The 21,832-nt window shown below is 63.2% G+C and carries 20 protein-coding genes; 8 read left to right on the forward strand and 12 right to left on the reverse strand.

Features of this window, described 5'->3' with window-relative positions; translation table 11 throughout:
- Positions 1-6: 6 nt before the first annotated feature.
- The 8 genes from HCN58_RS14640 to HCN58_RS14675 all read right to left on the reverse strand — a co-directional run bounded on the left by HCN58_RS14640 (position 7) and on the right by HCN58_RS14675 (position 9,304).
- Positions 7-1,251: a BaiN/RdsA family NAD(P)/FAD-dependent oxidoreductase gene (locus tag HCN58_RS14640; RefSeq protein WP_171580057.1), complete on the reverse strand. Its 1,245-nt coding sequence runs from the start codon at positions 1,249-1,251 to the stop codon at positions 7-9.
- A gap of 141 nt (positions 1,252-1,392) precedes the next feature.
- The gene (locus tag HCN58_RS14645; protein WP_171580058.1) at positions 1,393-2,310 is read right to left on the reverse strand and encodes an SDR family NAD(P)-dependent oxidoreductase; all 918 of its coding nucleotides are present in this window, start codon (positions 2,308-2,310) and stop codon (positions 1,393-1,395) included.
- 114 nt (positions 2,311-2,424) lie between these two features.
- A complete protein-coding gene (locus HCN58_RS14650; RefSeq protein WP_171580059.1) occupies positions 2,425-2,904 on the reverse strand; it encodes a MaoC family dehydratase in 480 nt (159 codons plus the stop codon).
- A 3-nt stretch (positions 2,905-2,907) separates the two neighbouring features.
- On the reverse strand, positions 2,908-4,638 hold the full coding sequence (locus HCN58_RS14655; RefSeq protein ID WP_171580060.1) for an AMP-binding protein: 1,731 nt from the start codon (positions 4,636-4,638) through the stop codon (positions 2,908-2,910).
- Positions 4,639-4,648: 10 nt separating this feature from the next.
- On the reverse strand, positions 4,649-5,536 hold the full coding sequence (gene mmsB, locus HCN58_RS14660; protein ID WP_171580061.1) for a 3-hydroxyisobutyrate dehydrogenase: 888 nt from the start codon (positions 5,534-5,536) through the stop codon (positions 4,649-4,651).
- 33 nt (positions 5,537-5,569) lie between these two features.
- Positions 5,570-6,643 (reverse strand): enoyl-CoA hydratase/isomerase family protein, encoded by a 1,074-nt coding sequence (locus tag HCN58_RS14665; protein ID WP_171580062.1) that lies wholly within the window; start codon positions 6,641-6,643, stop codon positions 5,570-5,572.
- Entirely contained in the window at positions 6,640-7,785 is a 1,146-nt protein-coding gene (locus tag HCN58_RS14670) for an isobutyryl-CoA dehydrogenase (RefSeq protein WP_171580063.1), read from the reverse strand. The genes HCN58_RS14665 and HCN58_RS14670 overlap by 4 nt, the downstream gene beginning before the upstream one ends.
- Before the next feature lie 22 nt (positions 7,786-7,807).
- The gene (locus HCN58_RS14675) at positions 7,808-9,304 is read right to left on the reverse strand and encodes a CoA-acylating methylmalonate-semialdehyde dehydrogenase (protein WP_171580064.1); all 1,497 of its coding nucleotides are present in this window, start codon (positions 9,302-9,304) and stop codon (positions 7,808-7,810) included.
- Between the two features lie 100 nt (positions 9,305-9,404).
- Here HCN58_RS14675 and HCN58_RS14680 point away from each other — a divergent pair, with 100 nt between their 5' ends.
- Positions 9,405-10,319: a LysR family transcriptional regulator gene (locus tag HCN58_RS14680; protein WP_171580065.1), complete on the forward strand. Its 915-nt coding sequence runs from the start codon at positions 9,405-9,407 to the stop codon at positions 10,317-10,319.
- 97 nt (positions 10,320-10,416) lie between these two features.
- Here HCN58_RS14680 and HCN58_RS14685 read toward each other — a convergent pair whose 3' ends face one another.
- Together HCN58_RS14685 and HCN58_RS14690 are read right to left on the reverse strand one after the other, a co-directional pair.
- On the reverse strand, positions 10,417-11,034 hold the full coding sequence (locus HCN58_RS14685) for a TetR/AcrR family transcriptional regulator (RefSeq protein ID WP_171580066.1): 618 nt from the start codon (positions 11,032-11,034) through the stop codon (positions 10,417-10,419).
- A gap of 62 nt (positions 11,035-11,096) precedes the next feature.
- A complete protein-coding gene (locus tag HCN58_RS14690; protein WP_171580067.1) occupies positions 11,097-11,264 on the reverse strand; it encodes a hypothetical protein in 168 nt (55 codons plus the stop codon).
- Between HCN58_RS14690 and HCN58_RS14695 the strand changes: the two genes are divergently transcribed.
- The 4 genes from HCN58_RS14695 (at position 11,251) to HCN58_RS14710 (ending at position 15,451) form a co-directional block, all read left to right on the forward strand.
- Positions 11,251-12,036, forward strand: coding sequence for an enoyl-CoA hydratase (locus tag HCN58_RS14695; protein ID WP_171580068.1), 786 nt, complete (start codon positions 11,251-11,253; stop codon positions 12,034-12,036). The two genes, HCN58_RS14690 and HCN58_RS14695, sit on opposite strands and share 14 nt — an antisense overlap.
- Positions 12,033-13,724, forward strand: a complete 1,692-nt coding sequence (locus HCN58_RS14700) for an FAD-dependent monooxygenase (protein ID WP_171580069.1) — start codon at positions 12,033-12,035, stop codon at positions 13,722-13,724. The genes HCN58_RS14695 and HCN58_RS14700 overlap by 4 nt, the downstream gene beginning before the upstream one ends.
- Complete coding sequence (locus HCN58_RS14705; protein ID WP_171580070.1) at positions 13,721-13,906, forward strand: DUF2783 domain-containing protein; 186 nt, start codon at positions 13,721-13,723, stop codon at positions 13,904-13,906. Before HCN58_RS14700 ends, HCN58_RS14705 begins: the two co-directional genes overlap by 4 nt.
- A gap of 261 nt (positions 13,907-14,167) precedes the next feature.
- Entirely contained in the window at positions 14,168-15,451 is a 1,284-nt protein-coding gene (locus tag HCN58_RS14710; RefSeq protein ID WP_171580071.1) for an MFS transporter, read from the forward strand.
- 116 nt (positions 15,452-15,567) lie between these two features.
- Here the strand turns inward: HCN58_RS14710 and HCN58_RS14715 are convergent, their stop codons facing one another.
- Both HCN58_RS14715 and HCN58_RS14720 read right to left on the reverse strand, forming a co-directional pair.
- On the reverse strand, positions 15,568-17,127 hold the full coding sequence (locus HCN58_RS14715) for an acyl-CoA carboxylase subunit beta (RefSeq protein ID WP_171580072.1): 1,560 nt from the start codon (positions 17,125-17,127) through the stop codon (positions 15,568-15,570).
- Positions 17,057-18,031, reverse strand: a complete 975-nt coding sequence (locus HCN58_RS14720) for an IclR family transcriptional regulator (RefSeq protein WP_171580073.1) — start codon at positions 18,029-18,031, stop codon at positions 17,057-17,059. Before HCN58_RS14720 ends, HCN58_RS14715 begins: the two co-directional genes overlap by 71 nt.
- Positions 18,032-18,165: 134 nt before the next feature.
- Between HCN58_RS14720 and HCN58_RS14725 the strand changes: the two genes are divergently transcribed.
- The 3 genes from HCN58_RS14725 to HCN58_RS14735 all read left to right on the forward strand — a co-directional run bounded on the left by HCN58_RS14725 (position 18,166) and on the right by HCN58_RS14735 (position 21,821).
- Positions 18,166-18,387, forward strand: coding sequence for an acyl-CoA carboxylase biotin carboxyl carrier protein subunit (locus HCN58_RS14725; RefSeq protein WP_171580074.1), 222 nt, complete (start codon positions 18,166-18,168; stop codon positions 18,385-18,387).
- A gap of 158 nt (positions 18,388-18,545) precedes the next feature.
- Positions 18,546-19,706, forward strand: coding sequence for a TAXI family TRAP transporter solute-binding subunit (locus HCN58_RS14730; RefSeq protein WP_171580075.1), 1,161 nt, complete (start codon positions 18,546-18,548; stop codon positions 19,704-19,706).
- Between the two features lie 51 nt (positions 19,707-19,757).
- Positions 19,758-21,821: a TRAP transporter permease gene (locus tag HCN58_RS14735; protein ID WP_171580076.1), complete on the forward strand. Its 2,064-nt coding sequence runs from the start codon at positions 19,758-19,760 to the stop codon at positions 21,819-21,821.
- The last annotated feature ends 11 nt before the right edge of the window (positions 21,822-21,832 follow it).

The following is a 21,832-nucleotide window of genomic DNA, read 5'->3' on the forward strand; positions in this document are numbered from 1 at the left end:
GGCACGCTACGCTTTGGCCACCCTGCGATAAAGCCATTTCAGCGCTCCCCGTCCTGCCGCCACCCCCGTCGCGAACGAGGCCTGCAACAGATAGCCGCCGGTCGGGGCTTCCCAATCGAGCATCTCGCCCGCCGCAAATACGCCGGGCAAGCGGCGAATCATGAAATCGGCATCGAGTTCGTCGAACACTATTCCGCCTGCCGTCGAAATCGCGCGCGCGATCGGGGCTATGCCGGTAAGCGCGATCGGCACGGCGTTGATGAGGTGGGCGAGATCGGCCGGCGACATCGACGCCAGCGGAGCGCCGGATGCCTTGGCGGCTTCCTGCAGCAAACCGATCGCAACCGGCGACAAACTCACGGCCTTGCGCAGGAAGTTGGACAGCGATTGCTTGCCCTTTGGCCCCGACAGACGCGCGATCAGCTCTCTTTGCTCAAGATCGGGCTGGAGCGCGATGTGCAGGGTTGCCTGCCCTGAAATCATAATGGCTTCGCGCAATTCGGCCGATAGCGCGTAGATCGCGCCGCCTTCGATGCCGGTGCGGGTGACGATGGCTTCACCGCGGATGCGGTGTTTGCCGAATCTCAGTGCCACGCCCTTGAGCGGCTGGCCTTCAAAGCGGTCGCGGAAAATCTCCGACCAGGCTACGGTGAAGCCGGAATTTGCCGGCCGCAGCGGCGATGTATGCACGCCCTTGGCATCGAGTATTTCCGTCCACGCGCCATCGGAGCCCAGCCGCGGCCAGCTTGCGCCGCCGAGCGCCAACACAGTGGCGCCCGCATCGACCACGAGCGGTCCACCAGGCGTTTCAAAGCGCAGACGGCCCTGCTCATCCCAGCCGTTCCAGCGGTGGCGCAGCGCAAGGTTTACGCCCATTGAGTCCAGCCGTCGCAGCCAGGCGCGCAGCAAGGGCGACGCCTTGAAGGCTTTCGGAAACACCCGCCCGCTGGAGCCGACAAAGGTCTCCTGCCCCAGCGCTTCGCTCCATTCGCGTAATGCCTGCGGCGGAAACGCTTCGATGGCTGGTTTCAGGTGCGGCATTGCTTCGCGATAGCGCGCGAGGAACGCTGGCAACGGCTCGCTGTGCGTGAGGTTGAGCCCGCCTCGCCCGGCCATCAGGAATTTTCGGCCGACAGACGGCATGGCGTCATAGATGGTAGCAGCAGCGCCGCCTTGCGCCAGCACTTCGGCGGCCATCAGCCCGGCGGGGCCGGCGCCGATGATCGCTACGTGGTGTGAAGCTGGTGACATGGCGTGAATTCGGCTGCCCAGGAGAACGCCGTCATTCTGGGATGGTCCGACGGACCAGACCCGGAATCTCGAGGTTCTCTGATGTGCAATTGCACATCAGAGTTCGATGCTTCGCATCGCCCTGGAACGATTAACAAGCTTCTACAGCTTTATCCCCGCCCTTGCCGCGGCCTGGGCGACATACTTTTGCGTCTGCTCGAACGCGCCTTGCAGCGCCTTCGCCTTCGACACGTCGTCGATCTCGGCAAAATGCGCGGCGATCGCGTCCGGCGTCCAGTCGGACTGGGCCAGATTGATGCCCTCGGTCTCGATGATCTTGATCACCGCGAACGAACCCGCGCCCGCGCCCATGATGGTGCGGGTCGGCGCATCCTCGCTGAGCAGATATTCCACCGCGGGCGTGATCGCCTCGGGCTTCATCAGCGCCAGCGCCTGCGGCGGCAGCAGCTCTTCCGTCATGCGCGTCGCAGCGGTCGGCGAAATCGTGTTGACGCGGATGTTGTTCTTGCGGCCTTCCTCGGCCAGCACGTTCATCAGGCCGACCATGCCGGCTTTCGCGGCGCCGTAATTGGCCTGGCCGAAATTGCCGAACAGGCCGGACGACGAGGTGGTCAGCACGATGCGCCCATAATTGCGCTCGCGCATGCCTTCCCACACCGCCTTGCAGCAGTAGAAGGTGCCGACGAGATGGACGTCGAGCACCTTGGCAAAGTCAGCGACATCCATTTTTCCAAACGACTTGTCGCGCAAGATGCCGGCGTTGGCGCACAGCAGATCGACGCTGCCCCACTCCCTGGTAGCCCGTTCGACCATCGCCGTAACCTGTCCGAACTTCGAGACGTCGGCGCCGTCGGCCATCGCCGTCCCGCCGGCTTTACGGATTTCCTCGACCACGGCTTCGGCCGGCGTCAGGGACCCGCCGGTGCCGTCCCGCGCGCCGCCGAAATCGTTGACCACGACCTTGGCGCCGCGGCTCGCCAGCCCCAGCGCATGTGCCCGTCCAAGACCATTGCCCGCGCCCGTGACGATTGCGACACGTCCATCAAACCTGATTGCCATGCTGGAATTCCCGGATTCTCGTCATGCCCGGGCTTGACCCGGGCCCATCAAAACTGAAGAGCTTTTTGACCAGCGATGGATGGCCGGGTCAAGCCCGGCCATGATGGGCAAAATCTAGTTGAAATAGATTAGCCCGATCCAATCGGCGATCAGCGCCGGCTTTTCCTCGCCCTCGATATCGATGGTCACATTGGTGCGCGACTGCAGCTCCTTCGGCTTGCGCAGCTTGGCTTCCATCAGCGTGAAGCGGCCGCGGACCCGCGAGCCGGCGCGCACCGGCGAGAGGAAGCGCAGTTTGTCGAAGCCGTAATTGACGCCCATCGACGTGCCCTCGATGACCGGCATCACCTCATACGACATGATGCTCATCAGCGACATCGTCAGAAAGCCATGCGCGATGGTGTTGCCGAACGCGGTTTCCTTCTTCGCCCGTTCCGGGTCGACGTGGATGAACTGATGGTCTTCGATCACATCGGCATAGAGGTTAATCCGGCTCTGGTCGATCAGGTGCCAGGAGGACACGCCGACCTCCTTGCCTACCATGGCCTGATAGGCCGATAACGAGACCGGCGGCTTCTTCCAGACTTCATTCATCGATTAGCTCTCCAACCCGGCGGTCCGCACCTTCTGCAGCTCCGGGAATTCTTCCTCGCGGAACTCGGCGCCACGCAGCGCATCCCCGCGGTTATTATCATGTTCGAGCCGGCGCAACTGCACGCGGCGGATTTTGCCGGAAATCGTCTTCGGCAGTTCCGTCACCAGTTCGATCTTCCGGATGCGCTTGAACGGCGCGAGCCGGGTGTGCAGGTGTTTGAAGATCGACAGCGCAGTCTCCGGCGAGCGCTCCACGCCCGAGACCAGCAGCACATAGGCCTTGGGGATCGCGAGCCTGATAGGATCGGGGCTCGGGACAACGGCGGCTTCGGCGACCTGTTCATGCTCCAGCAGCACGCTTTCCAGTTCGAACGGGCTGATGCGGTAGTCGGAAGATTTGAAGACGTCGTCGGAGCGGCCGACGAATGTCAGATAGCCCTCGTCGTCGGCAAACACTACGTCGCCGCTGCGGTAGAGTTCGCCGTCCGCGCCGCTCAATTTACCATCGTCGCCCTGATAGCCCTGCATCAAGCCTGCGGGACGGTCGGCGCCGAGCACAAGCGTCACCTCGCCCTCTTTGGTGAGGTGGCCGTCATTGTCGGTGATCCGCACCAGGTAGCCCGGCAAGGGCCGGCCCATCGAGCCGACCTTGACCTTCTGGCCCGGTGAATTGCCGGCCAGCGCCGCGGTCTCGGTCTGGCCATAGCCGTCGCGGATGGTCAGGCCCCACGCCGCTTTCACCTGGTCGATCACTTCGGGGTTGAGCGGCTCGCCGGCGCCGCAGACCTCGCGCAGGCTGACTTTGAAATCCGCGAGCTTCTCCTGAATGAACAGCCGCCACACTGTCGGCGGCGCGCACAGCGTGGTGACGCCGCAACGGCCGATCGTCGTGAGCAGGGCCTTTGCGTCGAAGCGCGGCTGGTTAACCACGAACACGGTGGCGCCGGCGTTCCACGGCGCGAAGAAGCAGCTCCAGGCATGCTTGGCCCAGCCTGGCGAGGAAATGTTGAGGTGAACATCGCCCGGCTGCAGGCCGAGCCAGAACATCGTCGACAGATGACCTACGGGATAGCTGCGCTGGCTGTGCCGCACCAGTTTCGGTTTTGCCGTGGTGCCCGAGGTGAAATAGAGCAGCATTGGGTCGTCGGCATTGGTCGGACCATCAGGCGTAAACTCTTCTGAGGCGCTCCCCGCCTGCTCGAAGGGAAGCCAGCCATCGTGCTTTGACGTTGCACCGATCACGATGCGCACCAGTCCGTCTCCGCCAAGGCCCGCAAATTTTGCGATCTGATCCTGCGAGGCGACCACCGCCCGCGCCCTACCCCGGTCCAGCCGATCGCGCAGCTCGTCCGGCGTAAGCAGCGTGGTCGCGGGGATCACGACTACGCCGAGCTTCATCGCCGCCAGCATGGTCTCCCACAGCGGCACGACATTGCCGAGCAGCAGCAACAAATGATCGCCGCGTTTCAGCCCCTGCGCATGCAGGACGTTCGCGACCTGGTTGGAACGGCGCGATAGCGTGGCGAAGGAGAGCTTCGTTTCCTTGTCGCCGGGATCGACGATCCAGAGCGCCGTGCGGTCCCGGCTCTCGGGATTTTGCGCCAGTTCCGCATCGAACCAGTCCAGCGCCCAGTTGAACGGAACCGGATCCGGCCAGCGAAACCCCTTCACGGCCGCATCGTAATCGGTGCGATGCTTGAGTAGAAAGGCGCGCGCTTCCTGAAACGTTGTCATCAGGTCTCCGTTATTTCGCAGCGAGACTCCGAACGTGCTGGATAATTCCGGAAAAATCCACCCCGCCATGGCCGGCGGCGTCGAAGGCCTTGTAGATTTCCTGCGCGTGCTTGCCGAGCGGCGTCACGGCGCCGGCGGCGCTGGCGGCATCCTGTGCGAGCGTCAGGTCCTTCACCATCAGGGCCGACGCGAAGCCAGGCTTGTAACCATTGTTCGCCGGCGAGGCTGGCACGGGGCCCGGCACCGGGCAATAGGATGTCAGCGCCCAGCACTGCCCCGACGAGGTCGAGGCGACGTCGAACAGCGCCTGATGCGACAAGCCCAGCTTCTCGGCGAGCGCAAAGGCCTCCCCGACTCCGATCATGGAAATGCCGAGGATCATGTTGTTGCAGATCTTGGCCGCCTGCCCCGCACCGGCGCCGCCGCAATGGACGATCTTCTTACCCATGTTCTCCAGCACGGGCTTTGCCGCGGCAAAGGCCTTTTCCTCGCCGCCGCACATGAAGGTCAACGTCGCGCCCTTGGCGCCCCCGGTGCCGCCCGAGACGGGCGCATCGACCGAGAGCATGCCGTGCTTGGCGGCCAGGGCGTGCGCCTGCTTGGCGCTTTCGACGTCGATGGTCGAGCAATCGATGATCAGCGTGCCCCCGGTCATCGTCGGGACGACCTCGTTCCAGACCGACAGCACATGCTTGCCGGCCGGCAGCATGGTGACGACGACGTCAGCGCCCTTGACAGAAGCGACCGAACTCTCGGCGATCGCCGCGCCGTCGGCCTTGGCCTGATCGCGCGAGGCTGCGGCCAGATCGAACGCTGTGACCTTGTGGCCGGCCTTGACCAGATTGGCCGCCATCGGCCCGCCCATATTGCCGAGGCCAATGAATGCGATGTTTGCCATCTCGAATCCTCCGCTAAGGCTTTTCTGTATTGCTCAGGGAAATTTCAGTTCGTCCGCGCCGATCTCGGCGAAGTAAGGCGTGACCATCTCCGGCGTCACGTCTTCAATGCGCGGCGGCGACCATTTCGGATTGCGGTCCTTGTCGATCACGGCAGCGCGCACGCCCTCGCGGAAATCATCGCTGGCGAATACTTGCAGCGCGGCGCGATATTCCCGCACCAGGCATTCCTCCAGCGAACGCGCGGTACGCGCCAGCCGCAGCAGCTTCAGGGTCACCACCATGCCGCGCGGCGACTTTTCGTTCAGCGTCTTTAGCGTCGCCTGCGCGAAGTTGGAGCCATCGCGCTGCAGCGCCGCGACGATGTCTTCCATGCGATCGTGGGAAAACAAGGCATCGATCTTCGCCTGCTGCGCTGCAACCGGTCCGGCCGTCTCGCCGGTCGAAAAACCGTCGATCAGTTTCTTGATGTCGGCTGATGTCGTGCCCGGCGCCACCTTCGTCAGTGTCTCACGTAAGGCCGGCAGTTTCGATGACGGCACCACCGCATCGGCAAATTTTGCGTGGATCGCGTCCGGACCATTCATCGTCTGCCCAGTCAAGCCAAAGTACGTGCCGATCTCGCCCGGCGAGTGCGACAACAACCAGGTGCCGCCGACGTCAGGGAAGAACCCGAGCCCCACTTCGGGCATCGCGAGTTTCGTCTTCTCGGTCACGACGCGGTGGCTGGAATGCGCGGACAATCCGACACCGCCGCCCATCACGATGCCATCCATGAAGGCGACATACGGCTTTGGGAATTTCTTGATGCGGGCGTTGAGGATGTATTCGTCGCGCCAGAGGATCTTGCCGAGGTCGCCCTTGAGCTTGGAGCTTTCCCAGAGCGCGCGGATGTCGCCGCCTGCGCAAAGGCCGCGCTCGCCCGCGCCTTCAAGTACGATTACTGCAATATCGGGATCCGCCTCGAAGACATCCAACGCCTTATCGACGTCATGAAACATCTCCAGCGTCACGGCGTTGATCGCCTTAGGCCGGTTCAGGCGAATGATTCCGGCCGAACCTTCCTTGCGCGCGATCAGGTCGCCTTCTGTAACAGCCGTATCCGTCATCGCGCATCCTCGATCAGCTTGCGCGACACGATCAGCCGCATGATTTCGTTGGTCCCTTCCAGGATCTGGTGCACGCGCAGATCGCGCACGATTTTTTCGATGCCGTATTCGCTCAAGTAGCCGTAGCCGCCATGCAGTTGCAGCGCCTGGTTGGCGACTTCGAAGCCGACGTCGGTGCCGAAGCGCTTGGCCATCGCGCACAGCATGGTAGCATCCGCATCCTTGCGGTCGAGCGCCGCCGCCGCGCGCCAGACAAATGTTCGCGCCGCCTCCAGTTCGGTCGCCATGTCGGCGAGGCGGAACTGCAGCGCCTGGAATTCGTCGAGGCGCTTGCCGAAAGCCTTTCGCTCTTTCATATAGGCGAGCGATTTGTCGAGCGCGCTCTGCGCGCCGCCGAGCGAGCACGCCGCGATATTGATGCGGCCGCCGTCGAGCCCGGCCATCGCGATCTTGAAGCCGATGCCCTCCTCGCCCAGCCGGTTCTCCACCGGCACGCGGGCGTTCTCAAAGATCACCGCGCGCGTCGGCTGCGCGTTCCAGCCCATCTTGCGCTCGTTGGCGCCGAGAGAAACGCCGGGCGTTTCGGCCGGAATGACGAGCGTCGAGATGCCGCCCGGCCCGTCGCTGCCGGTCCGCACCATCACGACATAGAGGTCGCCGCCACCGGCCCCGGAGATGAACTGCTTCTGGCCGTTGAGCACATAATGATCACCGTCGCGCACCGCGCGGGTGCGCAGCGCTGCGGCGTCCGAGCCGGAGCCCGGCTCGGTCAGGCAATAGCTCGCCAATAGCTCCATCGTGCAGAGCCTTGGCAGCCACTTCTGGCGCTGGGTGTCGTTGCCATAGGCATCGATCATCCACGATGCCATGTTGTGGATCGAGATGAAGGCCGACACGGTCGGACAGCCGGTCGCGAGCGCCTCAAAGATCAAGGCGGCGTCGAACCGCGTCAGCGCCGAGCCGCCGACGTCATCCTTGATATAGACGCCGCCCATGCCGAGCTTGGCGGCTTCCCGCATTACATCGACCGGAAAGTGCTTTTCCTCGTCCCAGCGGAGCGCATGCGGCGCGATCATCTCGGCGGCGAATTCGCGCGCCATGTCGCGAACCGCCACCTGGTCCTCGTTGAGAGCGAACTGCATCCCGCTGCCCGGCAAATGAAGGCTACCTCATCGTCGGGATTGAGAACTCCGCGCCTTCCTTGACGCCGGACGGCCAGCGCGAGGTCACGGTCTTGGTTTTGGTATAGAAGCGGATCGAGTCCGGTCCATGCTGGTTGAGATCGCCGAAGCCCGACTTCTTCCAGCCACCGAAGGTGTAGTAGGCGATCGGCACCGGGATTGGCACGTTGATGCCGACCATGCCGACATTGACCTTGGCAGCGAAATCGCGCGCGGCGTCGCCGTCGCGGGTGAAGATCGCGACGCCATTGCCGTAGTCATGCTCGGACGGCAGTGCGAGGGCTTCCTTGTAGTCGTGGGCGCGAACCACCGACAGAACGGGCCCAAAGATCTCTTCCTTGTAAATCCGCATCTCCTTGGTGACGTTGTCGAACAGCGAACCGCCGAGGTAAAAGCCCTTCTCGTAGCCCTGCATCTTGAAGCCACGGCCGTCCACGGCGAGCGTGGCGCCTTCCTTGATGCCGATATCGATGTAGTTCTTCACCTTCTCGACCGCCTCGCGCGTCACCAGCGGACCGTAATCTGCGGACGGATCGACCGAGGTGCCGATCTTGAGCGATTCCACGCGCGGGATCAGCTTTTCCATCAAGCGATCGGCGGTGGTCCTGCCGACGGGGACCGCGACCGACACCGCCATGCAGCGCTCACCACCCGAGCCGTAGCCGGCGCCGATCAGTGCGTCGACGGTCTGGTCCATGTCGGCGTCGGGCATCACGATGGCATGGTTCTTCGCGCCGCCGAAGCACTGGCAGCGCTTGCCGGTCTGGGCTGCGCGCTCATAGATGTATTGCGCGATCGGCGTCGAGCCGACGAAGCCGATCGCCTTGATATCGGGGTCGTCGAGGATGGCGTCGACGGCTTCCTTGTCGCCATTGACGACGTTGAGGATGCCGGGCGGCAGCCCCGCTTCCATCATCAATTCGGCCAGCCGCATCGGCACGCCGGGATCGCGCTCCGAAGGCTTCAGGATAAAGGCGTTGCCGCAGGCGATCGCCGGCGCGAACTTCCACATCGGGATCATCGCCGGGAAATTGAACGGCGTAATGCCGGCGACGACGCCAAGGGGTTGGCGCAGCGAGTAGATGTCGATACCGGGACCCGCTCCTTCCGTGTATTCGCCCTTCATCAGATGCGGAATGCCGCAGGCGAATTCCACGACTTCGAGGCCGCGCTGGATGTCACCCTTGGCGTCGGGGACGGTCTTGCCGTGCTCGCGTGCCAGCAATTCAGCGAGCTTGTCATAGTCGCGCTGCACCAGTTCGAGGAACTTCATCATCACCCGCGCGCGGCGCTGCGGATTGGTGTTGGCCCATTCAGGTTGGGCAAGCGCTGCGTTTTCGACGGCCGCGCGAACTTCCGCTCTTGAGGCCAGCGCCACCTTGGCCTGGACGTCGCCGGTCATCGGCTCGAACACGTCGGCCGTCCGCCCGGACGTGCCCTTGACTTCCTTGCCACCGATGAAATGTCCGATTGAGCGCATGAATGATCTCCGTGGGGTCCTGCAGGATGGCGTTGAAGCCCTTTTTGACCTGCATTTCTTGGGATACAAGTCCGATATATTGCACCATAGATGTGCGGAAATGCTGGATCAAGGCACCAAGACAATTGACTGGGATGACTTCCGTTTCGTCCTCGCCATCGTGCGCGGCGGCTCGGTTTCCGCTGCCGCCAAACAGCTGTCGGTCGATCATGCCACGGTGATCCGCCGTGTCGACCGATTGGAGCGGCATCTCTCCGCGAAGCTGTTCGACCGCCGCAAGACTGGCTATCTCCTGACCGAAGCCGGCCAGCGCGTCGCCGACAGCGCGGAGGCCATGGAATCCACCATCGTCGCCAACCAGGAGGCGGTCGGCGGCTCGCGCGCCCAGCTTACCGGCACGGTCCGGATCGGCGCGCCCGACGGGTTCGGCAGCCATTTCCTCGCCTCCCGGCTGGTGAAATTCACCGAGCGCTATCCCGATCTCGACCTGCAGCTCGTCGCCACCGCACGCCTGTTCAGCCTGTCGAAGCGGGAAGCGGACATTGCGATCAGCCTGACCATGCCCAAGGAAGGCCGGATCGTCGGGCGCAAGCTGCTCGACTACAGCCTCGGGCTCTATGCCGCACCAGCCTATCTCGATCGGGCAGCGAAGATCGTCGCGCGTGGCGACCTGCCGGGCCATCGCTTTGTCGGCTATATCGAGGAACTGCTGTTCACGCCGGAACTGGATTACCTGCCGCAGGTCTCGCCGAAGATCTCGGCCAAATTCCGCAGCGCCAACCTGATCGCGCAGCTCAACGCCACCATTGCCGGCTTTGGGATTGCCGTGCTGCCGCACTTCATGGCGACCGCGCATCCGGAATTGCGGCCGGTATTGCCGGATGAGGTGAAGATCTCGCGCACGTTCTGGATGCTGATGCACGCCGACAGCAAGGACCTGGCGCGGATCAGGGCGGTGGCCGATTACATCCACGAGACAGTGGAGAGCGAGCGCGCGCTGTTTGGCGGGCGATAAGTCGTAGGGGGCAAAGCGCAGCGTGCCCACCGTTCCAGGCGACGATCTCGGAAAGGTGGTGGGCACGCTTTGTTTTGCCCACCCTACGATTCCGCGATCAATTCACCTTCGCCCGCGTCTTCTTCACGACCGGATTCGCCTCGGCACGGGCCAGCGCTGCCTCACGGCCGGCGACGAGAATTTCGTCGGAAAGTTCGCCGCTGGCCGCCACGCGGGACATCACCAAGGTACCTATCATGGTCGCCAGCGTGGCCATCGCCTGCTTACGCGCGGTCTTGCGCGGCACGTCCGGAATCTGATCGGCCATCACATCGATCAACTGCTCCAGTTTGGCGGCAAAGGCCTTGCGGGTCTTTGCGCTTTCCCGGGCGATTTCGGCACCTAGCGTGGGAACGGCACAACCGCGGCCGGGATCGTCGCGATGCACCGTCGAGACGTAGGAATCGATGATCGTCGACAGCCGCTTGTCCGGCGGCGTTTCAGCGGCGATCTTGCGCCAGTGCTCGACCGAATGGTCCATCGCATAGGCAAAAGCCTCGATGACGAGCGCCTCGCGGGAATCAAAATGCGCGTAAAAGCCGCCATGGGTCAGCCCGGCTTCCTTCATCAGGTCGGCGACGCCGATGCCATGCGCGCCCTTTTCGCGAAGCCGCACCGAGGCCTTTTTCACGATCCGCGCGTGGGTCTCCTGCTTGTGCTCTTTCGAATAACGCATCAATACATCCTATTAAATGTCTGTAGTCATATAATAGCAGTTGTGCGCGGGAAAAGCTGCATCTATTTCGCTTTTTCAATGCCGATCGTCGCAAATGTGGCGATCGCGTGCACCGCAAAATTGCCGCCCGTTGCAAGCTGCGACCCGGCCTTGACAAGGCGGCGCAATGTCCCGGAAGTGGTGCCGACCGCCAGGACCAATCCAGGAAAAACAAAAATGGAAATGCTCAATCTCCATTGCGGCATCGACCGCGCCGACGGAGGCGTCGTCCGGCTCTCGATCTGCAATTCGGGCACCCTCAACATTCTCTCCTCCGCCGTCACCGATGGCGTGCGAGAAGGGTTCGAGAAGCTCGCCGGCGACAAAGACATTCGCGTCGTGATCCTATCCGGACAAAGCGAGAAGAGCATGATCGGCGGCGCCGACATCAAGGAGATGGCACGCCTCGACCAGAAATCCGCCGAGGCTTTCATCACGCGTCTGCGCGACCTCTGCGAGGCCGTGCGCAACTTTCCTGCGCCAGTGATCGCGCGGCTTCCCGGCTGGTGCCTTGGTGGCGGACTGGAAGTCGCCGCCGCCTGCGATTTCCGGATTGCGGCCCGCGACGCCAAGTTCGGCATGCCAGAGGTGCGTGTCGGCATCCCCTCGGTGATCCACGCTGCGCTGCTGCCGCGGCTGATCGGCTGGGGCCGCGCCCGCTGGCTTGTCATGACGGCCCAACATATCGACGCGCCCACTGCGCTCGCCTGGGGCCTGGTCGACGTGGTCGCCAAGGAAGGCGGGATCGATGCCGCGGTCGAGCATACCGTGAAGGCACTGCTCGAATGCGGACCCGAGGCGCTACGCGCGCAGAAGGCGCTGCTCCGGCAATGGGAGGAGCTCCCGCTGACCGAATCCGTCAATCTGAGCGTCGGCGTGTTCGGACAGTCTTTCCTGACCGGCGAGCCACAGCGGTTGATGCAAGGATTTCTCGACCGCAAGAATAGACGGAGGGAAGCATGAGGCCAGCCGGCAAGGGACCGCTGGAGTCGCTCTATTTCGACTATCCCCGCTTTGCAGCACGGCGCGTGCCGGAGCTTGATGGCGAGATGACCCGGCATCCGGTGCTGATCGTGGGTGCCGGCCCGATAGGCATGACGGCGGCGCTGGTGCTGGCGCGCTACGGCATCAGGAGCGTGCTGATCGATCGCAAAGACACGTTTAATGACGGCAGCCGCGCCATCTGCATCGCGCGGCCGAGCATGCATATCCTGGAGCGGGTCGGCGCCGTCGCGCCCTTCGTCGAAAAGGCGCTCGGCTGGCGCTTCGGCCGCAGCTACTACCGCGGCGAGCAAATTTTTCGGCTGGAGATGCCGCAACCGCCGGGCGAGAAATATCTGCCGATGTATAATCTGCAGCAGCAATACATCGAAAAGTTCCTGCACGATGCGGTCGCGGCCTGCGACCTCGTCGACATGCGCTGGCAGAGCGAACTGTCCGCCATCGAGCGGCACAACGATGGCGTCTCGGTTCGGGTTTCGTCGCCGGAGGGCGATTATCGGCTCGACGCCGACTACGTGCTCGCCGCCGACGGGGCGCGCTCGCCTGTCAGGTCGATGCTCGGCTTGCGGCTGAAGGGCGATAATTACGAAGGCCGCTATGTGATCGCGGATATCCGCATGGACCACGATTTTCCAACCGAGCGCCGGGCGTTTTTCGAACCAAGCGGGAATCCCGGGGGCACGGTGTTGATCCACAAGCAACCGGACGATATCTGGCGCGTGGACTATCAGCTCCGTGAGGGCGAGAGCGAACAGGACGCACTCAAGGAAGCAAATATCCGCGCCCGCGTCGGCGCGATCCTTGCCGATATTGGTCACACCAAGCAATGGGAACTGGAATGGTGGAGCGTCTACTCCGCCAACACGCTGTGCCTCGATGACTACCGGTACGGCCGCGTCTTCTTCATCGGCGACGCCGCGCATATCGTGCCGATCTTTGGCGTGCGCGGACTGAACAATGGCCTTGCGGACGCCGAGAACGTCGGCTGGAAGCTGGCACTCGTGCTCCGCGGCGAGGCGAATGAGCGGCTGCTCGACAGCTATTCGCCGGAGCGGCGCGGCGCCACGCTCGATGTGTTCGCCAATGCCACCAAGAGCACGCGCTTCATGACCCCGCCGACGCGCGGCTGGCGGCTGGCGCGCGAGGCCGCACTGTCGCTCAGCCTCCGCCATGAATTTCCGCGAGGGCTCGCCAATCCGCGCCAGATGCAGCCCTATACCTATTCGGAAAGCCCGCTGACGCCCTACGCCGGACACGATGCCGAATTCGGGGGCGGACCAGCCTGCGGCAGCGCCGCGCCGAACGCAAGGCTGGCGGACGGAAGCTACCTGCTGGATCGCGCCGGCGACGGCATGACGGCGATCCTGTTCTGCGAAGGCCAGCCGACTGCCGAGCAGGCAGCGCTGCTCGCGCAACTCGGCCGGATCGACAAGCGATTTGCTTCGGTGCTGGTTACGTCACGCGGCTCGGCCTCCGAAACGAAAGCCATTGCGGACCAGGACGGCGAAATCGCCCGCCTGTTTGCCGCCGGGCCCGGCACGCTCTATCTGCTGCGGCCCGACCTGCACATCGCCGGGCGATGGAAAGCCATCGCTCCCGTCGAGATCCTGAAAACCGCAAGCCTTTGCCTGGGCAGCGAGACGCAATGAGCGCGATGTCGTTCGAGGACTTCGAGACCGCCTATGAGACGCTGGCGATGGCCATCGACCAGGCCGGGGCCGAGCGTGAAGCGCTGTTCCTGACCCGGCTTGCCCTCGTGCTCGGCCACGAACTTGGCGACGTCGTAGCCTTCAGGAAGGCAATCGCGACCGCGCTGGATGGGCTGGAATAACGACGGCGCGCAAGCCCTGCACGGCAATCGATCAATTTCTCTCATGCGAATGGCTAGATTTTTCATGTTATGATTCGTTGCGATTTTCGCCACGTATAATAATATTAGAAACGTAATCCAATGACGGAATTGAGGCTCTCACGGATCAATCCTGGCACCGGGTCGTGTCCTGAAATGAGGGAAGTACGGCATTTAAGTCAGACGGTCATCACGTCAGAATGCTGAAAGCAAATCTTCCCACCGCAATCCCGCCGAGGCCCAATGATCTCGAACTGGCTGTCCGCCGCCCTCGCCCGCCGCAATATCCACTACGGCTGGGTGATGGTCGCCGTGACCTTTCTCACTGCCCTGATCTCCGCCGGCACGGTCGGCGCCCCCGGCGTCTTTATCGTGCCCTTGCAGAAGGAATTCGGCTGGACGACGGCGGAGATTTCCTCAGCGCTGTCGATCCGTTTCATCCTGTTTGGGCTGATGGCGCCGTTCGCCGCGGCGCTGATGAATCGCTACGGCCTGCGTAATGTGACGCTGTCGGCGCTGCTGATCGTCGTCTCCGGCCTCGTCGCGTCGCTGGCGATGACCAAGGTCTGGCACCTGATGCTGCTGTGGGGCGTGGTGATCGGGCTCGGCACCGGCATGACGGCGCTGGTGCTGGGCGCAACCATCGCTGCGCGCTGGTTCATGGCCCGGCGCGGCCTTGTGGTCGGCATCCTGACCGCGAGCGTTGCGACCGGACAGCTGGCTTTCCTGCCGCTGTTGGCGAGCCTGACCGACGCTTACGGCTGGCGGCTCGCGCTAACGCTGGTATGCGTGATGCTGGGCGTCGCCGCATTTGCCGTACTCATGGTCATGCGCGACCGCCCGAGCGATGTCGGCCTGCGACCCTTCGGCGACGAACGCACCGAGCCGCTGCCGGCGCCGCCGCCGAACAACATGCCGATCATGGCGGCGGCGCTCGGCACGCTGCGCGACGCCTCGAAGTCGGGCGTGTTCTGGATCCTGTTCGCGACCTTCTTCATCTGCGGCGCCAGCACCAACGGCCTCGTCCAGGTCCATCTGATTCCGATGTGTCTCGATTTCGGCATTCCGCAGGTGGAGGCGGCGAGCCTGCTCGCGGCGATGGGCATCTTCGATTTCGTCGGCACCATTGCCTCCGGCTGGCTGTCCGACCGCTACGACAACCGCTGGCTCCTGTTCTGGTATTACGGCCTGCGCGGCCTGTCGCTGTTGTTCCTGCCGTTCACCGATTTCTCGTTCTACGGCCTGTCGGTGTTTGCGATGTTCTACGGCCTCGATTGGATCGCAACCGTGCCGCCGACGGTGCGGCTCACCGCGCAGCGGTTCGGCCCCGAACGCGCCAACCTCGTGTTCGGCTGGATATTTGCCGGCCATCAACTGGGCGCGGGTGTCGCCGCGTTCGGCGCCGGCCTGTCGCGGACGGTGCTGCAGACCTATCTGCCGGCCTTCTTCGTCGCCGGTGCGCTCTGTGTGGTGGCTGCGCTGATTGTCCTGGCGATTGCGCGTCCGCCGAAGCCTGTAACGGCGTGAACCCAGCAAGTCATTCCGGGGCGATGCGCAGCATCGAACTATGGTGCGCAGTTGCGCACCTGAGAATCTCGAGATTCCGGGTCTGGTGCTAACGCACCATCCCGGAATGACATCCGCTACGGCCGCGTCGACATGTTGGTTGGCGGACCGACGGTGCGGATCGGCTCCGCCAATCTCGCGAATTCGCACAGCAGCGAACGCGTCTTGCGCGGGTCGATCACCTCCTCGACCCAGAATTTCTCGGCGGAGCGGAACGGCGAGCGCAGCTTGTTGAGGCGCTGCTCGATCTCTTTCAGCTTCGCGGCCGGATCATCCGATGCATCGATGTCGGCGCGATAGGCGGCCTCGATGCCGCCTTCGAGCGGCAACGACCCCCAATAGGCCGACGGCCAGGCATAGCGCATCGAATAGCGGTTGGCCGGCTGGTGCACGACACCCGCCACACCGAACGCGTTGCGCACGATGATGGTGCACCAAGGCACCGTCGACTGGTTGACCGCCGCCATCGCCCGCACACCGTGCCGGATGGTCGCAGACTTCTCGGCCTCGAGCCCGATCATGAAGCCTGGGCAGTCCATCAGATAGACGACCGGCAGATGGAAGGTCTCGGCGAAATCGACCCAGCGCACCACCTTCTGGCACGCCTCCGCCGTCCAGGACCCGCCATAGTGGAAGGGATCGCTCGCCAAGAGCAGCACCGCGCGGCCTTCGAACCGGGCAAGCCCAGTGATGATCGGCCGGCCGAAATTGCTGTTGACCTCGAAGAACGAGCCCTTGTCGACCACAGCGTCGATGATCGGGCGCATCTTGTACACCTGGCGGCGATTGCGCGGCACCGCCTTCAACAACGAATCTTCCGCGCGCTCGGGATCATCAGTGCAGGGCACGGTCGGCGGCAACTCGTACACCGATGACGGCAGATAGGACAGGAAACGCCTGGCGCGTTCGAACGCCTCCTCCTCCGTGTCGACGGCATCATCGACGCCGCCGGCGCGCGTCTGGATCTCCGCGCCGCCAAGCTCCTGCTTCGTCAGGTCCTGGCCGAGACGGTTCACCACCGGAGGACCCGCGACGAACATCGCGGAGTTCCTGGTCATCACCGAATAATGGCTGGCGGCCAGTCGGGCCGCGCCAAGGCCCGCGACCGAACCGAGCCCGAGCGCAACCACGGGCACCCGCGCCATGTTCGCCGTCGTAAACCAGTACCAGCGCGTGCCGCCGACGCCGCCGGGCAGATTGGCTGCCCCCCGCGTTTCGATGGTCTTCACCGAACCGCCGCCACCCGAGCCTTCGATCATACGGATGATCGGCAGGCGAAAATCATGCGCCATCTCCTCGGCCATCAGCGGCTTGGCGGAGATCGAGGCATCGGCCGAGCCGCCGCGCACGGTGAAGTCGTCGCCGACGACAACCACGATGCGGCCGTCGATCCTGCCGCGGCCGAACACGCAGTTGGCCGGCGTCAAATGCTTGAGCTCGCTGTTTTCGTCGTATTCGGCGATGCCGGAAATCGCGCCGATCTCGTGGAAGGAATTCTTGTCGATCAGTCTGTCGATGCGCTCACGAACCGTGAGCCGGCCCTGGTCATGCTGGCGCTTGACCTTGTCAACGCCTCCCATCTCGCGCGCGAACGCTTCGCGCCGAGCGAGCTCGTCGAGCTCCGGCTTCCAGTTCATTCGTATCCTCCGTCTTGATGATCTTGTTATTGTGGGCCGTCACCGGAAGTGGCTTTCTTTCGATCCGGTTGGCGAAGATGTCGCCCTCGGCGCCTTCCAGCAGGCCGCCGATCGCAACCCCGAGTTCGAGCATCTGCGGCGCCACTTCCTGGTGCAACCGCTTCTCGTCGAACATCGCGGCGAGAAGGCCGATCGTTACGACGACGAAGGTTTGATACTGCGGCGACCACACCGGCACCGCGCAACCGTTGATATGCGGGCTCCAGGTGCCGCAGCCCACGACATAGCCGTGTTCGCGCAAATGACGGCGGTTTTCCTCGATGCGCAACTTCAACTGGCCCGCACTTTCCGGAATCTCGCGCTCCATTTCGGCGATCAAGGCGTCGCCGACATCGGTGTCGAGCGCTGCGGTGTAGGCAAAGCCGGCCGCGGTGCTCGTCATCGAAATGCGGCTGCCGGTGCCTTCATGCAGGCCGAGCGCGTTCGCCGCGCGCGCGAATTCGAGATAGACCAGATGATAGCGATCGGGAATCACGAAACCGACGGTGCCCGGCAATTGATCGGCGACGTCCTGCAGACGCAGCCTGATCAGATTGCGAAGCTGCAATCCCTTCATCATCGAAGTACTCATCGCCACCGCGCTTGGACCGATGCGATATTTCTGGTCGCGCGGCAAATAGACGAGCTGGCCCATCCGGGTCAGCGTGTGCGTGAGCCGCGATACCGTCGACCGCGGCAGACCACAGCGGCTGGAGATTTCCAGATTGCCTAGTCTGGCTTCATGACCCTCGAAGCAGCGCAAGACGTCGAACGCCCGCGACACCACCTGGATCACGTCACCCTCGCCTGCCAAATCGCTGGCAAGCATTCCCTGTTTGCTAAGCCGTTCCGAGCGTCTTCCCATTGTTATGGCTCCATTCCGCCCTGCGGAATAAAATTCCACTTGCAGAACAAACTACCTCAGGCAATCTGCGGCCACAACAAAAAGCCGTTCACGGAGGACAGCCAGTCCGTCAGACGGTCCCCGGGAGAATGGAAATGCCAGAGATCAAGATTGTCACCGAAGTCGCCGGCCGCGTGTGCGCGCTTCCTGTCGCAACCGGTGGAGATGTCGGGGACGGCGACGAGATCGCTTTCGTCGAAGCCATGAAGATGGAAATTCCGGTCACGTCGACGACGGCAGGAACAATCAAGGCCATTTTGGTCAAGCTCGACGACGTCATCGCCGAAGGACAGGTCGTTGCGATCATCGAAGCTTAACCGGATCACGACATAAGCTTTCTTCGAACGAGCTCCGCGACAATCTGTCCAACACAGATGTTGACGTGCGCACCTAACGTTGCCATCGCCAGCAGCCGATGACATGATCAATGCTAACGAGAGAATTTCGCATCGCGAAACCATCTGAGAGGAAAATTATGATTCACCGGTTGAAGGCGCTTGCGCCACTTACCGTTGCAGGCATCTCGCTGCTGGCTTCGCCGGCCTATTCCGAAGAGGTCAAGCTGCCGCCGACCATGGTCGTCACCGCCTATGACACCGGAACGGCGGGTTTCAACATCGCCGTCGGCGTCGGCAAGATGATGAAGGACAAATACGGCACCGACGTCCGGGTGCTGCCGGCCGGCAACGACGTGGCGCGACTGGCGCCGCTGCGCGCCAAGCGCGCGGCCATGTCCGCGATGGGCTCCGGGACCTATTTCGCCCAGGAAGGCGTATTCGAGTTCGGCACCAAGGAATGGGGTCCGCAACCCCTGCAGCTCGTATTGTCCTCGGTCGACTGCAACGCCGGCTCGCTCGGCGTCGCCAAGGATACCGGCGTAACCGAGATCAAGCAGCTCAAGGGCAAGCGCGTGGGCTTTGTTGTCGGTTCGCCGGCGCTGAACCAGAACGCGCTCGCGATCCTGGCCTTCGGCGATCTCAAGCAAAGCGATGTCAAGGTCGTCGAGTTCTCGAGCTATGGCGCGATGTGGAAGGGCATGATCAACAACGACGTCGACGCGGCCTTCGCCACCACCATCACCGGCCCGGCGAAGGAACTGGAGACATCGCCGCGCGGCATCATCTGGCCGCCTTTGCCCCACAACGACAAGGCCGGCTGGGAGCGCGTGAAAAAGGTCGGCTCATTCTTCTTCCCGCACGTCGCAACCTGCGGTGCCGGCATTTCGAAGGACAAGCCGATCGAGCTCGGCAACTACCCCTACCCGATCTTCGTGGCCTATGGATCGCTTCCCGCCGACGAGGTCTACGCCATCACCAAAGCGATGATCACGGGCTACGACGCCTACAAGGATTCCGCGCCAGGCGCAGCCGGTCTTGCCGCCGACCGCCAGACCAAGAACTGGGTGGTCCCGGTGCATCCGGGCGCGGCGAAGGCGCTGAAGGAAGCCGGGCAATGGACCGAAGAACAGGAAGCGCATAACAAGGGATTGCTCAAGCGCCAGGAAGTGCTGGCGGCGGCTTGGGCAGCCTATGGCAAGTCCAGTCCGCCCTCGAATGATAAGGCGTTTCTGGACGGCTGGATGAAGGCGCGCGCTGCGGCGCTGGCAAAGGCGAACATGCCGAACGGCTTTGAGTAGTACTGCCTTTATTCGCTCACGTTGAAGGCGAACACCGTCTCGGGGGAAATGATGCCATCTTCTGCGAGCGACAGCATTGTCGCGCCGGCACAGCGAATTGAGTTCGACGACCCGCATGCCAACATGCAGGAAGCCGAAGTCACGCGCGTGCGGACATTGCGCGGGACATGGCGCTGGGCGCTGGTGGTTGCGACCGCGGTAACCATCCTGCTGTGCATCAACCAGCAATTCTCCCTGCGCTTTTTCCTCGGCTACACCCAGCTCAACACCGAGTATTTCTATCTCCTGATCGCGCTGATGCTGCCGTTCACGTTCCTGATCTTTCCGGGAACCGAGGGCGCGCCGCTCGATCGAATTCCCTGGTATGACATCCTGCTTTTTGTCGTCACTTTCGCCTGCGCAATCCTTCTCATGCGCAGCGTCCGCAAGGCGGCAGAAGCCGGCTGGGAGTTCGGCGGCGCGCCAACCCACGTGATCGTCGCCGGCGTCATCATGTGGGTCGTGCTGATGGAAGCCTTGCGGCGCACCGGCGGCTGGAGCCTGCTGCTCAGTGTGCTGCCCTTTACAGTCTATCCCCTGTTCGCCGATGCGACGTGGCTGGGGCCGTTTCGCGGCACCCAATCGACGCTGGAACAGGCGACTTCCTATCACGTGCTCTCGGGCGAAAGCCTGCTCGGCATTCCGATCCAGGCCTTTGCCGATACCGTGATCGGCTTCCTGGTGTTCGGCACGGCGCTGATGATGACCGGCGCCGGAAAGTTCTTCATCAACCTGGCATTTGCCCTGTGCGGTACTTTCCGCGGCGGAGCTGCGAAAGTCTGCATCTTTGCCTCCGGTCTGCTCGGCATGATGTCGGGCTCGATCATCTCCAACGTGCTGACCGCCGGCACCATGACCATTCCGGTCATGAAGAAGAGCGGTTTCCGGGCCTCCTATGCCGGCGCGATCGAGGCCTGCGCCTCGACCGGCGCCGTATTGGCACCGCCAGTGATGGGCGCGACCGCGTTCGTGATCGCGCAGTTCCTCAATGTCAGTTACGCGGATGTCGCGCTTGCTGCGGTCATTCCGGCGGCCCTGTACTATGTCGGCCTGTTCATGCAGGTGGACTCCTACGCGGCCCGCCACGGCCTGAAGGGTATTCCGCGCGCCGAACTGCCGAAGGTCTGGGATACCATCAAGGACGGCTGGTACTACGTCTTCGTGATCGCGCTGCTGATCGTGATGCTTTTGTACTTCAAGCGCGAGAGCCATGCGCCGTTCTACGCCACGGCGCTGCTGCTGGTCCTGAACCAGCTTTTCTCCAAGGATACGCGCTGGACACCGGCGACCATCAGCAAGTTCCTGGAGGTCAATGGCCGTACCTTCGTCGAGCTCGTCGGCATCCTCGCCGGCTGCGGGCTGCTGATCGGTGCGTTCTCGATGACCGGCGTGGTGTCGAGCCTTGCCAACGACCTGTTGCGGATCGCCGGCGACAATGCGTTCCTGCTGCTTGGCATGTGTGCATTCACCAGCCTCATTCTCGGGCTCGGACTGACGACGACCGCCTGCTACATCTTCCTTGCCATCCTGGTGGCGCCGGCGCTGGAGAAGCTCGGGCTCAACCGCATGGCGGTGCACATGTTCATCTTCTACTGGGGCATGCTGTCGTCGATCACGCCGCCAGTCGCCATCGCTTCCTTTGCCGCAGCCGGCATCGCCGGATCGCCGGCGATGAAGACGGGCTGGGAATCGATGTGGGTCGGCAGCATCATCTACTTCATCCCGTTCTTCTTCGTGCTCAACCCCGCTTTGGTGCTGCAAGGCCCAAGCCCGTATCTTGAAGGGCTCGGGCTGATGGCGCTGGCCGGCTTCGGCACACTGTTCATCTGCGGCGGCATCCAGGGTTATCAGGCCTTTGTCGGCGATCTCAGAGCCGCCGGCGCGCTGGAATGGCCGCTGCGGGTGCTGCTGGTGATCGGCGGTTTCGTGATCGCGACACCCGGCGGCGGTATCATGCCGTTGTCGCAGATGCAGGTCACAATGCTGGGGCTTGCGATCCTGGTGCCGACGATCCTCGTCGCAGTGTTCTTAGTACGGCGTCAGGCGCCGCCGGCGAGCCAGTTGCGCACACTCTGATTGCGTTGCAC

The organism is Bradyrhizobium australiense (genome assembly GCF_013114825.1).
GTDB classification, from domain to species: domain Bacteria; phylum Pseudomonadota; class Alphaproteobacteria; order Rhizobiales; family Xanthobacteraceae; genus Bradyrhizobium; species Bradyrhizobium australiense.

Coding starts and splice junctions, on each gene's coding strand:
- HCN58_RS14680 (WP_171580065.1), top strand. CDS start 9,405: ATGCTGGATCAAGGCACCAAGACAATTGACTGGGATGACTTCCGTTTC.
- HCN58_RS14710 (WP_171580071.1), top strand. CDS start 14,168: ATGATCTCGAACTGGCTGTCCGCCGCCCTCGCCCGCCGCAATATCCAC.
- HCN58_RS14655 (WP_171580060.1), bottom strand. CDS start 4,638: ATGACAACGTTTCAGGAAGCGCGCGCCTTTCTACTCAAGCATCGCACC.
- HCN58_RS14735 (WP_171580076.1), top strand. CDS start 19,758: ATGCCATCTTCTGCGAGCGACAGCATTGTCGCGCCGGCACAGCGAATT.
- HCN58_RS14665 (WP_171580062.1), bottom strand. CDS start 6,643: ATGACGGATACGGCTGTTACAGAAGGCGACCTGATCGCGCGCAAGGAA.
- HCN58_RS14730 (WP_171580075.1), top strand. CDS start 18,546: ATGATTCACCGGTTGAAGGCGCTTGCGCCACTTACCGTTGCAGGCATC.
- HCN58_RS14675 (WP_171580064.1), bottom strand. CDS start 9,304: ATGCGCTCAATCGGACATTTCATCGGTGGCAAGGAAGTCAAGGGCACG.
- HCN58_RS14685 (WP_171580066.1), bottom strand. CDS start 11,034: ATGCGTTATTCGAAAGAGCACAAGCAGGAGACCCACGCGCGGATCGTG.
- HCN58_RS14700 (WP_171580069.1), top strand. CDS start 12,033: ATGAGGCCAGCCGGCAAGGGACCGCTGGAGTCGCTCTATTTCGACTAT.
- HCN58_RS14695 (WP_171580068.1), top strand. CDS start 11,251: ATGGAAATGCTCAATCTCCATTGCGGCATCGACCGCGCCGACGGAGGC.
- HCN58_RS14725 (WP_171580074.1), top strand. CDS start 18,166: ATGCCAGAGATCAAGATTGTCACCGAAGTCGCCGGCCGCGTGTGCGCG.
- HCN58_RS14640 (WP_171580057.1), bottom strand. CDS start 1,251: ATGTCACCAGCTTCACACCACGTAGCGATCATCGGCGCCGGCCCCGCC.
- HCN58_RS14650 (WP_171580059.1), bottom strand. CDS start 2,904: ATGAATGAAGTCTGGAAGAAGCCGCCGGTCTCGTTATCGGCCTATCAG.
- HCN58_RS14715 (WP_171580072.1), bottom strand. CDS start 17,127: ATGAACTGGAAGCCGGAGCTCGACGAGCTCGCTCGGCGCGAAGCGTTC.
- HCN58_RS14720 (WP_171580073.1), bottom strand. CDS start 18,031: ATGGGAAGACGCTCGGAACGGCTTAGCAAACAGGGAATGCTTGCCAGC.
- HCN58_RS14705 (WP_171580070.1), top strand. CDS start 13,721: ATGAGCGCGATGTCGTTCGAGGACTTCGAGACCGCCTATGAGACGCTG.
- mmsB (WP_171580061.1), bottom strand. CDS start 5,536: ATGGCAAACATCGCATTCATTGGCCTCGGCAATATGGGCGGGCCGATG.
- HCN58_RS14645 (WP_171580058.1), bottom strand. CDS start 2,310: ATGGCAATCAGGTTTGATGGACGTGTCGCAATCGTCACGGGCGCGGGC.
- HCN58_RS14670 (WP_171580063.1), bottom strand. CDS start 7,785: ATGCAGTTCGCTCTCAACGAGGACCAGGTGGCGGTTCGCGACATGGCG.